At 30.2% G+C, this 14,163-nt stretch carries 15 protein-coding genes; 10 read left to right on the top strand and 5 right to left on the bottom strand.

What is annotated here, in order from left to right:
- Positions 1–35: 35 nt before the first annotated feature.
- Genes VBM88_RS02905 through def form a run of 4 tightly spaced genes read right to left on the bottom strand, consistent with a single transcriptional unit; the run spans position 36 to position 3,476 of the window.
- Positions 36–635, bottom strand: a complete 600-nt coding sequence (locus VBM88_RS02905; protein WP_323680437.1) for a DJ-1/PfpI family protein — start codon at positions 633–635, stop codon at positions 36–38.
- Positions 635–1,567 (bottom strand): MSC_0882 family membrane protein, encoded by a 933-nt coding sequence (locus tag VBM88_RS02900; protein WP_323680436.1) that lies wholly within the window; start codon positions 1,565–1,567, stop codon positions 635–637. Before VBM88_RS02900 ends, VBM88_RS02905 begins: the two co-directional genes overlap by 1 nt.
- 2 nt (positions 1,568–1,569) lie before the next feature.
- Positions 1,570–2,886, bottom strand: a complete 1,317-nt coding sequence (locus VBM88_RS02895; protein WP_323680435.1) for a hypothetical protein — start codon at positions 2,884–2,886, stop codon at positions 1,570–1,572.
- A 32-nt stretch (positions 2,887–2,918) separates the two neighbouring features.
- A complete protein-coding gene (def, locus tag VBM88_RS02890; RefSeq protein ID WP_323176770.1) occupies positions 2,919–3,476 on the bottom strand; it encodes a peptide deformylase in 558 nt (185 codons plus the stop codon).
- A gap of 82 nt (positions 3,477–3,558) precedes the next feature.
- Here def and plsY point away from each other — a divergent pair, with 82 nt between their 5' ends.
- Positions 3,559–4,308 carry a glycerol-3-phosphate 1-O-acyltransferase PlsY gene (gene plsY, locus VBM88_RS02885; protein WP_323680434.1) on the top strand — a complete coding sequence of 250 codons (750 nt, stop codon included), beginning with the start codon at positions 3,559–3,561 and terminating at the stop codon, positions 4,306–4,308.
- Between the two features lie 50 nt (positions 4,309–4,358).
- Here plsY and eno read toward each other — a convergent pair whose 3' ends face one another.
- Positions 4,359–5,720 (bottom strand): phosphopyruvate hydratase, encoded by a 1,362-nt coding sequence (eno, locus tag VBM88_RS02880; RefSeq protein WP_257089173.1) that lies wholly within the window; start codon positions 5,718–5,720, stop codon positions 4,359–4,361.
- A gap of 392 nt (positions 5,721–6,112) precedes the next feature.
- Here eno and rpsL point away from each other — a divergent pair, with 392 nt between their 5' ends.
- The 9 genes from rpsL (at position 6,113) to rpmB (ending at position 13,986) form a co-directional block, all read left to right on the top strand.
- Positions 6,113–6,529 carry a 30S ribosomal protein S12 gene (gene rpsL / locus VBM88_RS02875; RefSeq protein WP_257089175.1) on the top strand — a complete coding sequence of 139 codons (417 nt, stop codon included), beginning with the start codon at positions 6,113–6,115 and terminating at the stop codon, positions 6,527–6,529.
- Positions 6,530–6,579: 50 nt separating this feature from the next.
- Entirely contained in the window at positions 6,580–7,050 is a 471-nt protein-coding gene (rpsG, locus tag VBM88_RS02870; protein ID WP_257089177.1) for a 30S ribosomal protein S7, read from the top strand.
- Positions 7,051–7,064: 14 nt separating this feature from the next.
- The gene (gene fusA / locus VBM88_RS02865; protein ID WP_323680433.1) at positions 7,065–9,155 is read left to right on the top strand and encodes an elongation factor G; all 2,091 of its coding nucleotides are present in this window, start codon (positions 7,065–7,067) and stop codon (positions 9,153–9,155) included.
- Between the two features lie 153 nt (positions 9,156–9,308).
- Positions 9,309–9,851, top strand: a complete 543-nt coding sequence (locus VBM88_RS02860) for a tRNA (cytidine(34)-2'-O)-methyltransferase (protein ID WP_323680432.1) — start codon at positions 9,309–9,311, stop codon at positions 9,849–9,851.
- Entirely contained in the window at positions 9,832–10,557 is a 726-nt protein-coding gene (locus VBM88_RS02855; protein WP_323680431.1) for an RNA methyltransferase, read from the top strand. Before VBM88_RS02860 ends, VBM88_RS02855 begins: the two co-directional genes overlap by 20 nt.
- A 3-nt stretch (positions 10,558–10,560) precedes the next feature.
- On the top strand, positions 10,561–10,821 hold the full coding sequence (locus VBM88_RS02850; RefSeq protein WP_323176776.1) for a hypothetical protein: 261 nt from the start codon (positions 10,561–10,563) through the stop codon (positions 10,819–10,821).
- A gap of 7 nt (positions 10,822–10,828) precedes the next feature.
- A complete protein-coding gene (ylqF, locus tag VBM88_RS02845) occupies positions 10,829–11,686 on the top strand; it encodes a ribosome biogenesis GTPase YlqF (protein WP_323680430.1) in 858 nt (285 codons plus the stop codon).
- Positions 11,687–11,726: 40 nt separating this feature from the next.
- Positions 11,727–13,661: a DNA topoisomerase IV subunit B gene (locus VBM88_RS02840; RefSeq protein ID WP_323680429.1), complete on the top strand. Its 1,935-nt coding sequence runs from the start codon at positions 11,727–11,729 to the stop codon at positions 13,659–13,661.
- A gap of 133 nt (positions 13,662–13,794) precedes the next feature.
- Positions 13,795–13,986, top strand: a complete 192-nt coding sequence (gene rpmB, locus VBM88_RS02835; RefSeq protein WP_323188685.1) for a 50S ribosomal protein L28 — start codon at positions 13,795–13,797, stop codon at positions 13,984–13,986.
- Positions 13,987–14,163 lie beyond the last annotated feature (177 nt).

The raw sequence follows: 14,163 nt of genomic DNA, 5'->3' as shown, positions 1-14,163 counted from the left end.
CCTTATTTATAGGTGTTTTCGTTTTTTAGCCCTTTTTAACTTGGAAACTCAGGTTGTGTAAGCTTCCCAAAAGTCATATTTGAACGTACAGCATTAGAGAAGTCTTCACCATAAAAGTATTCTAATATAGTGAACCCAAAATCTAATGAAGCAGTTGCATTTGACGCTGTAATAAGGTTCCTGTCTATATTAGTGAATGGAGTGTTTTTTCAATTGTTAAAGTTAATGATTTTTCCATCTTTTCAGAATGGTTTACTTCATTCAGAAAAGAATGAAACGTATTTTTGGTCTTTGATTATATTAAATTCAGCTAAAACGTTTGGTGCATCACAGATAGCTGCAAGGGGTTTGTTAAGGTCATTAAAGAATTTGTTAATTAATTCTAATGATTGCTGATTTTGTCTAAGTGTTTGACAACCTCTACCTCCAGGTACGAACATTAAATCAAATTCATTTAAATTAACTGAATTAACAATGTTTGTTATTTTAACAATATTAAATTGTCCTGAAGCTTCTTTTAAGTTTGGAGAATAATAAGTAATTGATTCTAGTTTGCCTGAAGCGACTAAAACAGATAAAGTTGTGTTTAATTCTATGTCATTAAATTTATCTTCAATTATTACAAGAAGTTTCATTATTTTTTACCTCTTTTAATCACACCTTTTCAAATTAAGTATAAGAATACTGTTAAAGGTAATAATACAACTAAGATGAAAACAATAATGTAAGCTTTAATTCAAGCTTTATTCTCTAATCTTCTATCTGTATTTGTTTTAGCAACAACTTCTTCTGGGTTGTTTAAGATTGCTAATTTAATTTCAGCTTGTCTTTTTCTATCGTAAATTCTAAGAATGGTGAATACAATCGCAGTAGCTGCTATTGTAGTTCCTAAAATAATTAGCATATTTTTAGTGCTTCCAAAAGCATTATCTAAAATGTCTGTTCATTCAACTTTTGAGTTAATGTAAATTCATGAACCTTCTTGACCCATATTTACTTCTCAAGGGGATGTGAAGTAAAGTAAGCAAACTACAGCAATGAACAACCCGATATATGTTAAGAAGAATGCGTAGATTCAGCTTAAACGAAGCATTTTGAGTGTAATTGCTCTGTATGCTTCAGCAATAAGAACACCATTCATTTGTGTTCCGTTAATGTAACTGTTTTTAGTTATTTCTTCAGTTTTAACCCATGACTTACGTCTTGTTAAAGCTTTAATTCATAAACTTAATGAAATTAAGAAAATAATGCTTATTCCGATGTATCAAGCAATACCTTGTGTGTGAGGAGGTTTTGAGTTAAATGTATTAACAAAATAATTAATAATTGTAGCAACTATACAAAGACAGAAAATAGAAAATCATATCGAGAAAGAAAGTAATGCTAGTTTTTTCTCTCTTTTAAATAATTTAAGAATATTTTCAGGAACTATGCTTTTTGGATTTACATTAGTAACTTCGTTTGTGGCAACATTTTGAACTTGTGTTTGATTTGCATAAACACCAGTTGAACCAGATGAGTTTTGAACTGAAACTGGATTTTGATTTTGTTGTTCTTGATTATTCATAATTACTCACTTGCTCCTGTTGACATATTTGGATCTGGTTGAGGATTCTCTGTATTTGGTTGATTATTTGTGTTGCCTAAGGTTTCAGTTGTTTCTTGTTTATTAAGATCTTTTAAAACAGAATTTTTAAGGTTTCCTAAAATTCCTAAAGCTAAATCTGCTGTATTTGTTTTTTCAGAGATTGTTGGGTTAATTTTTAAAATCGCATCAACAATTTTTGATAAGTTTTGCTCTTGTGAACTATCTGATTTAGCTGCTGCTAACCCTAGCATTCCGAAGACATTTTTGACTTCTTCTGGAATTAATGTAATTGAATTTTGTTGTAATTCTTCATTGATTTTATCAACAACAAATTTTGTAAAGTCTGCTTTATTTTGTTCGCTTGAGTTCAATGTTGAACCAGGATTTGCTGCAATAAATTGAGCTTCGTATTTTGTAATGTAAGCTTCAAGTTCTTTATTGTTTTTTATTTCATTTTTAGATTTTTCATCTAGTAATGTAGGAATGTTTTTGGCAACTATATCAACAAATTTTTCATTTTCTAAGATAGCTGCAATAGTGTTTGAGTTTTTAAGTAATTTTTCAATATCATCTTTAGATAATGAATTTGGTTCCTTGATAAATTTAATTGCTAAATCATGTAATTCTGAGTCGACAAATAATTGAACCATTGAGAAAATCCCTGAAGCCAAGTTTGTTACAGATGAACCTTGGCCACCAGTCATAATTTTCACACCAATTTCTGTAGCTTTATTTGCTTTATTCGAGTTGGGTGCCATTGTTGAAATTACGTTAGCAAGTAATAATGAACCGGGTAAGGTAAGAATTACGTTTGTAATTGCTCATAAACCACCAAAACCTGCTCTAGATAATTTAGATCTTTTCTTATTTTTCTCTTTTCTTTTCTTTATTGTTGCTAAATGAATGATTCCGATTATTAATCATAAAAATCCTCTAACACCTCAGTAAACTGCTAAAGAAATGAATGTTATTGCAAATGTAAGAATTTCATATGCAGATTGAAATTTTTGATCTTCTTGTGCTTTTTTCTCAAATGCAGCTTTAAGAGCTACTGATAAAATAACAGAAACGATAATTGTGATAACTATTGAAACTGTTTTAAAAATAGTTCATTTTCATCTTAAGAATCAACCTGTTACAAATGAAAATAAAACGAGTGTAACAATTAAAATAGGCATTCAAATAGTTGGGTCTGAAATTTTAGACGACATCAAATTCGCGAAGAAGTCATATAACTTATCCATTGCGTTCGATGACTCACTACTTGATGATGTTTGAGTTTCAAAAAATGTAAGCATATTCTCCTTTCTATATTTTTTAGTTAGTTAAATTACAAGAATTTAGCTTTAGGTAGTTTCTTTCATGGGTTTTTCTTAGCAATTCTATCGATAAATAACATTCCGTTTAAGTGGTCTAATTCGTGTTGAAATACTATTGCTAAATATCCGTCAACTGTTAAGTTTTGGAATTCTCTGGCAAAATAGCTGTAAGCTCTGACTGTTATTTTTTCAGATCTATAAACATATCCTTCTTGGTCTGGTCAATCTTCGGAAACACTTAAGCAACCCTCACCTTCAGAAAGTGCAATTTTCTTATCGCTTTTAGCAATAATAACAGGGTTAAATAAAACATCTTTATAAATTGTGTTACCTAATTCATCTTGTATAAAAACATAAAAGACATTTTTTAGAACACCATATTGAACTGCTGCTACACCAACTCCAGCTCTAAATTCAGAACCGTCTTTTTGCGAATCATCAATGTGATAAATCATTTTCTCAGCTAATTCAATATCCTCATCAGTTAATGGAAGAGGTACGTCTTGTGATTTTTTTCTAAGTACTTTTTCTGGTAATTGTACGATTTCTACTTTAAATTTTTTATTCATAATATTAATTATAATATATTAAATTAATTATAATTTAATATAAATTAGCTAACGAAGTATATTCAATTAATTAGGAGGGACAATGACAGCGATTCAACTTAGCAATTCAATTTTGTTTAATATTTTATTATTCATTTTTGGATACATTGTAGGATCCTTAAACACTTCAATTATATGAGGGAAAATTGTTAGAAAAGATGTTAGAGAGCTTCATTCAAAAAATGCAGGAGCAACTAATTCCTCTAGAGTACTAGGAAAAAAAGCAGGACTATGCATTTTATTAATAGATATTTTTAAAACAATTTTAATGGTTTCAATTGCGTATGGATTGTGCAAGGCTATCAATAAAAATAGCTTAAATATGAGCCTATATGTATTTCCAATTTTATGTGGTTTAGGAGTTGTTGTCGGGCATTGTTTTCCTATTTTCTTCCAATTCAACGGTGGAAAAGGAGTTGCTACATCAATTGGTTTATTAATTTCAATCAACATTGCACTTTTACCAATTGCTGCAGTTATATTCTTTGCAGTATTATTCTGAAAAAAATATGTTTCATTAGCAAGTATTGTGTCAGCTCTTTTAATGACACCTGTAATTATGTTTGCTCACTGATTTTTAAGTTCAGATCTTTCTTGAGCAACTAATATGAAATGACTTGCTGATTATAATCAGCATACAACTGCATCGCTTTATAATTATCAATTAACTAGTGGAATTTTCTTTATAGCAGCGGTACTACTAATAGTTATAATGCACAGAGATAATTTAGTTAGAATTTTTAAGAACCAGGAAAGAAAGTTATCTTTTTTAGATAGAAGTAACAAAAAATAGAGAGACTTAAAATCTCTCTATTTTTTGTTAAATTAAATTAAATTAAATCATTATTTTTCAATGTTGTAGAATGCTTCTCTACCTTTGAATGAAGATACAGAACCTAATTCTTCTTCAATTGCTAATAATCTGTTGTATTTTGCAATTCTATCTGTTCTTGATAATGAACCTGTCTTAATTTGTCCTGTGTTCATAGCAACAGCAATATCAGCGATTGTTGTATCTTCTGTTTCACCTGAACGGTGTGATACAACTGCTGTCATATTTGCTTTTTGAGCCATTTGGATAGCTTCAAAAGTTTCTGTTAATGAACCGATTTGGTTAATTTTAATTAAGATTGAGTTCATTGATTTTTCTTCAATAGCACGTTTTAAAATTGCTGTGTTTGTAACTGTTAAGTCATCTCCAACAATTTGTAATTTGTTTCCTAATTCTGCTGTGAATTTTTTGAATCCTTCTCAGTCACCTTCAGCAAATCCATCTTCGATTGAAATGATTGGGTACTTGTCAACTAAGTGTTTTAAGTAATCTAACATTTCATCTGATGTATATGTGAATTTAGTATCTGTTAAGTGTTCAAATCCAGGTAATTGTTTTTCAACAGCTGCTTTTAATTTTTTGAATGTGTATACACCATCTTCATATAATTCACTTGATGCACAGTCCATTGCAATAGCAACAGCATTTTCACCTGATTTAGCAGGAACATATCCAGCTGCTTTAATAGCTTCAACTAAGAAGTCTAAAGCTTCTTCGTGTGATTTGAAGTTTGGAGCAAATCCACCTTCATCACCAACTTGAACACCGTGTCCGTGTTTTTTAAGTAATTTAGCTAAGTTATGGAAAACAAAGTTAGCCATTTGTAAAGCTTCACGGAATGTTTTAGCTCCAACTGGCATAATCATAAATTCTTGGAAGTCAATTGTGTTTGAAGCGTGTTCTCCACCATTGATAACGTTTAACATAGGAACCGGTAATTCGTGAGCGTTAAATCCACCTAAGTATTTGTAAAGTGGAATTTGTAATTCATTAGCAGCAGCTCTAGCAACGGCTAATGAAACTCCTAAGATAGCATTAGCACCGAATTTAGATTTGTTTTCTGTACCATCTAATTCAATCATTTTTCTATCAATTTCACGTTGTAATGTAACTTCCATACCTTCGATGTAAGGAGCAATATCGTTGTTAACATGATCAACTGCTAACATAACTCCTTTTCCACCAAATCAGTTACTTTCATATTCAGAACCTTTATCTCTTAATTCAAGAGCTTCACGTGATCCTGTAGATGCACCTGAAGGAACTTTAGCAATACCGTATCCACCAAATTCTGTGAATACTTCAACTTCAACAGTTGGGTTACCACGTGAGTCTAGAATTTCACGTGCGTGAATTTTTTTAATTGCTGACATTTAGTCTCCTTTATTTAATTTTTAATGTACATTTAAATTAATTAACTTTTCTTCTAGAAAAGTAATGTAATTATAACATTTTTAAATTTATATACTTTGAGCAAGTTTATCTGCGATTAATTTCACATTTTTGTTTAATTTTGTGTGATTTTTAAACTCTGTTAAGGTTGGATATTCTCAAAAATAAGTTTCAATGTAACTACCAAAACATTTATGTGTAAGTGTTAAAAGTATTTTTTCAAGGATTAATAAAACTAAATAAAAAAAATAAAAAATATTGATACACACGGGTAAGTTGTTATATAATTGCTTTGCTAAATTATTATCAAAATAAATAGCTTAACAATATTAATCTTAAAATTTATCAAATCACAAACGAAAGGAAGCATAAAATGCCAACAACTAATCAATTAGTTACAAATGGTCGTAGCTCAAAAATTAAAAAACAAAACGCTCCTGCTTTAAGCGTTAGCTACAACTCATTAATTAAAAAAGCTAAAAAAATGGCTTCACCATTTAAACGTGGTGTATGTACTCGTGTTGCTACAATGACACCTAAAAAACCTAACTCTGCATTACGTAAATATGCTCGTGTTAAATTATCAAACGGAATGGAAGTTACAGCTTACATTCCAGGAGAAGGACACAACCTTCAAGAACACTCAGTTGTTTTAATCCGTGGAGGACGTGTTAAAGACTTACCTGGGGTTAGATACCACATCGTTCGTGGAACACAAGATGCTGCTGGGGTAGCAAAACGTAACCAAGGACGTAGTTTATACGGTGCTAAAAAACCTAAATCAGAATAATAATTTAAATTAATTTATACACACAATAATTATTAATATAAGGAGGACATATGTCAAGAAAAAAAAGTGCCCCAATACGTGAAGTACTTGCAGATCCAGTTTTTAACTCTGTTATTGTTACAAAGTTAATTAACCAAATTATGTTAGATGGTAAAAAATCTATCGCTCAAGATATTTTATATTCAGCATTTAACATTATTAAAGAAAAAACTCAAAGAGAACCAATGGAAGTTTTCTTAGAAGCAGTTGAAAACATTACACCTCAATTAGAAATCAGAACAAGAAGAATCGGTGGAACAAACTACCAAGTTCCTACAGAAGTTTCTCCTCGTAGAAAACAAACATTAGCGTTAAGATGACTTGTTCAATACTCAAGATTAAGAAATGAAAAAACAATGGATGTTCGTTTAGCTAATGAAATCATTGATGCATCAAACAAAACAGGTGGAGCTATCAAAAAACGTGAAGATACACACAAAATGGCTGAAGCTAACCGTGCATTTGCACACTTCAGATGATAGTCTAAGGTTTATTTATGGCTAGAGAATATGAATTAAAAGATTACCGTAATATCGGTATTATGGCCCACATTGATGCTGGAAAAACAACAACTACAGAAAGAATTTTATTCCACACAGGTAAAATTCACAAAATTGGTGAAACACACGATGGTGCTTCACAAATGGACTGAATGGCACAAGAACAAGAACGTGGAATTACAATTACATCAGCTGCTACAACAGCTTTCTGAAAAGGAAAAAGAATTAACATTATCGATACACCAGGACACGTTGACTTCACAGTTGAGGTTGAACGTTCATTACGTGTATTAGATGGTGCTGTAGCAGTTCTTGATGCTCAATCAGGAGTTGAACCTCAAACAGAAACAGTTTGAAGACAAGCTACAAACTACAAAGTTCCCCGTATTGTTTACGTTAACAAAATGGATAAAGCTGGTGCTGACTTCGCAGCTTCAGTTGCTTCAGTTAAACAACGTTTAGGTGGAAATGCAGTTGCTATCCAATGACCTATCGGTGCTGAATCAGATTTCGAAGGTATTATTGACCTTGTTACATTAGAAGCGATTAAATACAACGGAGAACCACAAGAAGAAGAATTTCCAACAGAAATTCCTGCTCACTTAAAAGACATCGTTGCTGAAAAACGTCAAGAATTATTGGAAGCGGTTGCTAACTTTGACGAAGAATTAATGATGTTAGTTCTTGAAGGTGGAGATTTAAGTGTTGAAGAATTTAAAGCTGCAATTAGAAAAGCTACTTTATCATCAGAATTCTTCCCAGTAGTATGTGGAACATCATTCAAAAACAAAGGTGTTAAGAGAATGATTGACGCTGTTGTTGATTATTTACCATCACCACTTGATGTACCACCAATCCCTGCTTTCGATGGGGATAAAGAAATATTTGTTAATGCAACAGACGATGGAGACTTTTCTTCATTAGCTTTCAAAGTTATGACAGACCCATACGTAGGTTCATTAACATTCTTCCGTGTATACCGTGGAGTTCTTGAAAAAGGAAGCTACGTATACAACACAACTAAAGAACAAAAAGAACGTATTGGACGTATTTTACAAATGCATGCTAACTCACGTGTAGAAATTGACGAATGTAGAGCTGGAGATATTGCTGCTGCTGTTGGTCTTAAATACACAACAACAGGAGATACATTAGTTGGAGAAAAATCACCAAAAATCGTTCTTGAAAAAATGGTATTCCCAGAACCAGTTATCTCACAAGCTTTAGAACCAGAATCAAAAGCTGCTACAGAAAAATTATCATTAGGATTACAAAAATTAGCTGCTGAGGACCCTACATTTAGAACATATACTGATGAAGAAACAGGTCAAACAATTATTGCTGGAATGGGTGAATTACACTTAGACATTATTGTTGATCGTTTAAAACGTGAATTTGGTGTTAAAGCTAAAGTTGGAGCACCTCAAGTTTCATACCGTGAAACAATTACAATTCCTGCTGAAGTTGAAGGAAAACACATCAAACAATCAGGAGGAAAAGGACAATATGGACACGTATGAATCAAATTTGAACCAAACCCAGATGGTGGATTTGAATTCGTGGACAAAATTGTTGGTGGAAAAATTCCTAAAGAATACATTAAATCAATTCAAAAAGGTCTTGAAGAAAAAATGGCAGCTGGTATTTTAGCTGGTTACCCAATGATCGACGTTAAAGCTACATTATTCGATGGATCATACCACGACGTTGACTCATCAGAAATGGCTTACAAAATCGCTGCTTCTAAAGCACTTACAAAAGCAAAAGATAAAATTGGTACAGTATTATTAGAACCAATTATGGACGTTTCAGTAGTTGTTCCATCAGATCACATCGGAGATGTTATCGGTGACTTATCAAGACGTAGAGGACTTGTTAACGATCAAGAACAAAGAAATGATGGAGCTGTTATTGTTAGAGCAATGGTTCCTCTTTCAGAAATGTTCGGTTACTCAACAGAACTTAGATCTATGACAAGTGGACGTGGAACATACCAAATGCAATTTGATCACTACGAAAAAACTCCAAAATCAATTGCTGATGAAATTATTAAACGTAGAAACATTCAAGATAAAGATGAAGATTAATATTTAAATTTTCACTTTAAATAATTTAAAAAAGTAGGTATATCCTACTTTTTATTTTTTACTTATTTAACTTATACACTATTGCAAAAGTAAAATTAACTCAATAATTAGGGAGTTATTAATTAGCATCATAATACTATGTATAATAGTATTATGTTAAATATAGTTTTATATCAACCGGAAATTGCCCCAAATACAGGGAACATAATCAGAACTTGTTATGCACTAGGTGCAAAATTACACATTATCAAACCAACAAGTTTTGACCTTCATCCTAAATATCTTAAAAGAGCAGGTGCAGGAAGAATGCTCAGTGACATTCAACATGAAATTCATAACTCATATGAAGATTTTTACAATAAGTACAAAGATAAAAAAATCTTTTATGTAACTAGATATGGTTTAGAGACATATACAAATGTTAAATATAGTGAAGTTCATGAACAAACTGGTGAAGTATGATTAATGTTTGGTAGAGAATCTACAGGTATTGATAAAAGAATCTTAAAAGAAAATTTAGAAGATTGCATCAGAATACCGATGGTTTCAGCTATGCGTTCGATTAATCTTGCTAACTGTGTTGCTATTTTAGGTTTTGAAGTTATGAGACAACTTGATTTTAAAGATTTATCAAAATTTGAAGTTGAAAAAGGAAAACATTACTTAGAACAATATGATGAAAATAATAACCAGTAAGCAAAATCAGTTTATCAAGGATGTTTATAAACTTTTAGATAAAAAATATAGAAGTAAAGAATCTAAGTTTTTAGTTGAAGGTTATCACTTAGTTAATGAAGCAAAAGAAAAGGGTATTTTGCTAGAAACAATTGAAGTAGTTGATAAAAATAAATTTGCTGATTCGATTTTAGTCACAGAGGAAATCTTAAATTATTTATCAGACACATCTACGCCACAAGGGATTATAGGTATTTGTAAATTTCCTGATGTTTCAAAATCAATTAGTAATAGAGTTTTATTTTTAAATAATTTGCAAGAACCTGGAAATGTGGGGACAATTTTTAGATTAGCGAGAGCCTTTGATTTTGATACTGTTATCATTCAAAACTTTGATTACTTTAATCCAAAAGTTATTCGTTCTTCACAAGGGGCACTTTTTGATTTGAATTTAATCAAGACAAATAATATTGATATTTTAGAGGAACTTAAAAAACAAAACTATATTTTATATGCAACTATGTTAGACACAAATGCTAAGAAGTTAAATGAAATTGATTTTTCAAGAGAAGAAAAAATTGTCATTATTTTAGGAAACGAAGGTAATGGAATTGATAATCAAACAGCTTCATTATCTGATGAAAAAGTTTACATTCCGATTTCATTTGAAAGTTTAAATGTAGCAACTGCTGCAGCAATTGTGTTGAACAAAGTTAGAAATGGGTAATTTATGAATAAATTCGATAATTTAATTGAACAAATTAAAAACTATAACTTTCATTTATCTTTAGAAGGGTACAATAAAACAGAAGTTGAAAGTCATTTAAATGAATTGATTAGACAAATTAATGAAATTGTTAATGAAATAAATGAATCAACCGAAAGAACAGAATTATATAAAGCTCAATATAAAGAACTTTACAAAGAAAATAAAATTCTTGCTGAAGAAGTTAATAAACTTAGATTAGAACTAGAAAAATTAAATAAATAGGATAAATATGGAATTAGAACACAAAGAACAAAAATATGAGAATTTAATTCAATGATTCCCTGGTCATATGGCTAAGGCTTTCAAGGAATTAAAAGAAAAAGCTTCATTAGCTGATATTTTTATAGTAGTTTTAGATGCAAGATGTCCAATTAGTTCATATAACGAAGACTTTGACAAAATTGCACCACAAAAAAAGAGATTGTTCATTATTACTAAATCTGATTTAATGGACCAATCCAAAAAAGCAAAAATTGAAAAAAGATTTGCAAACGAAACGTTATTATGATTAGATCTTAGAAAATCATCTTCAAAACAAGTTATTTTAAAAACAATTAAAAGACTTTCACAAGAAAGAATTAATAAAAACAGAGAAAAAGGGATGTTGATAACCAGAATGAAATCATTTGTTGTTGGTGTTCCTAACTGTGGAAAAAGTACACTTATTAATTTAGTTTCAGATAAAAAAACTTTAAAAGTTGCCAACTATCCAGGTGTAACCAGAGAAAATAAATGAGTTATCAATGGTGAATATTTATTTTTAGATACACCAGGTATTTTGCTTCCTAAATTTGAAGATCAAGAAGTTGCTGTTAAATTATTAATCACAGGTGCTATTAAATTAGATAATTTCTCACCAGAGGTTGTTTCAATGAAGTTTTATTGATTAATTTCAAAATATTATCCAGAAAAATTAGAACAATTAGGTCTAAAACCATCTCAAGATGATATTGAAATTTACTCACAATTATTTAGCTATGCTGAAAGATTTAAAATTTATAAAGAAAACCAAAGAATTGACACTGTAAAAACTTACCAACATTTTATAAATTGAGCTAAAAATTTAGAAGGAGTTACATACGATTAATTCGTATGTTTTTTATTTAATCTTTTATAATATTTAAACTATGAGCCAAAACAATACATATAATGCAAGTAATATTCAACAATTAAAAGGGCTTGAAGCTGTTAGAAAAAGACCTGGTATGTACATTGGTGGAACCGATGTACATGGTTTACATCACTTAGTTTGAGAAATTGTAGATAACTCAATCGACGAGGCACTAGCTGGTTATGCGACTGAAATAATTGTTACATTAAGAAATGATGGTGGTGTTTCGGTTCAAGACAATGGACGTGGTATTCCGGTTGATAAAATTAAAGGTTCAACAAAAACAGCTGTAGAAGCTGCTTTCACTGAATTGCATACAGGTGGAAAATTTGATGATAGTGCGTATAAAACATCAGGAGGTCTTCACGGTGTTGGAGCTAGTGTTGTTAATGCTTTATCAACAAAAGTTGTTGTCGAAGTTTCAAGAGATAAAAAGATCTATTTAACTGAATTTCAACAAGAAAAAATCCTTCAAAGAACTCACGAGGTAGGTGTATCAAAAAACACTGGAACAATAGTAACTTTCTGACCTGATTATCCACTTTTTAAAAGAGCTAAGTTAAGTTTTGACAAAATTTCAGAAAGACTTAAAGAAAGAGCTTTCTTAATTTCTAATTTAAAAATAATCTTAAGAGATCAAAATACTGATAAAACAGAAATTTATGAATACACTAAAGGTCTTGAATCATTCTTAAACTTTTTAAATGATTCAAAAGATTTAGTTTCAAAACCTATTTCATTTCAAGATGAAAAAAGAGGCATCTCTGTTGATTTTGCCTTTCAATGAACAACTCAATATGAAGATACAATTCTGAGTTTTGTTAACAATGTTAAAACAAGTGATGGTGGTTCACATGTGGTTGGACTAAAAACTGCATTTGTTAAATCAGTTAATAACTTTGTGTCAAAAGAAAATGTAGTCAAAGGTCAAAGAATTTATGAATGAGCAGACATTAAAGAAGGACTTAGCTGCGTTCTCTCTTTAAAAATTCCTGAAAGTATTCTTGAATTCGTAGGCCAAACTAAAGATAAATTAGGGACTCCAGATGCTAAACCTGTTGTTGAAGAAATTGTCTTTAAATATTTAGATTCTTGATTAAGTGAACACAAAGAGCAAGCTAAATTAATCATAGATAAAATTGAATCTTCATATGATTTAAGACAAAAACAAAAATCATTAAAAGATGAAAGTAGAAAAACAAAGCAAACAGGTAAAGAAAAATTAATTTTAAGTGACAAATTAAAACCTGCGACTGGTAAAAATAATGAACAAAATGAGTTATTTCTAGTCGAAGGTGACTCAGCAGGTGGTTCAGCAAAAAGTGGAAGAGATAGAAGATTTCAAGCTATCTTACCATTACGTGGAAAAGTCATTAACTCTGAAAAGAAAAAAATGGCTGAAGTTCTTGAAAATGAAGAAATCAACACAATTATTAATGCAATTGGAGCAGGATACGGTAGAGATTTTGATATTGAAAAATCGCAATATGGAAAAATAATCATTATGACCGATGCTGATACTGATGGTGCTCACATTCAACTTCTATTATTAACATTCTTTTATAGATTTATGAAACAAATGATTGAACAAGGAAAAATTTTCCTTGCACTTCCTCCATTATATAAAGTGACTCTTAAGAGCAGCAAAAAAATTCTTTATGCATGAGATGAAGATGATTTAAGTGATATGCTTGAAAATATAAAAGAATCATATGAACTCCAAAGATATAAAGGTCTTGGAGAAATGAATGCTGATCAATTGTGAGAAACAACTATGGATCCTAAAACAAGAACATTAGTTCAAGTAACAATTGAAGATGCTCTTATTGCTGAAAGAAGAGTTTCGGTTCTTATGGGAGAAAATGCTGAAAACAGAAGATATTGAATTGATCAAAATGTAAACTTTACACTTGAAGATAATTTCATTGAAAAATTAAACATATCTAATTAAGCAAAATGATTTTTATAAAAAAACAATAAAATAAAGTTTTTTGCTATAATATCAAAGAATTTTATTTTTACTCTTTTTATAAAGACTAAATAAAAGTTTATAAACATTTATTACTTATAGAAAGGAAGAAATCATGTCAAGAAGAGACGTTTTAACAGGTAGAGGACCTCAATCAGGTAACAAACGTTCACACGCATTAAATGCTACAAAAAGAAAATTTAATGTTAACTTACAAAAAGTTAGAGTTACAATAGACGGTCAAAAAATGACATTAAGAGTAAGTGCAAAAACATTAAAAACTCTTAAAAACAAAGGGTTAATTTAATCATTTCTCTAATACTTTTAAATTAAACATATATAAAAAATAAATTACCTTGATCAAGTAATTTATTTTTTTATTTTTTTTAAAAAAAGCTTTGAATAAAAAAAATAGTGTTATAATATTCTTGCTTTTGATAGCAAAGAAGTTCTTTGAAAACTAGATATATACAAGACATGACAA

Source organism: Mycoplasma sp. 1232 (assembly GCF_034863345.1).
In the GTDB taxonomy this organism is placed as follows: Bacteria; Bacillota_I; Bacilli_A; order Mycoplasmatales; family Metamycoplasmataceae; genus Mycoplasmopsis.
This window is presented reverse-complemented; position numbering and strand designations above follow the sequence as displayed.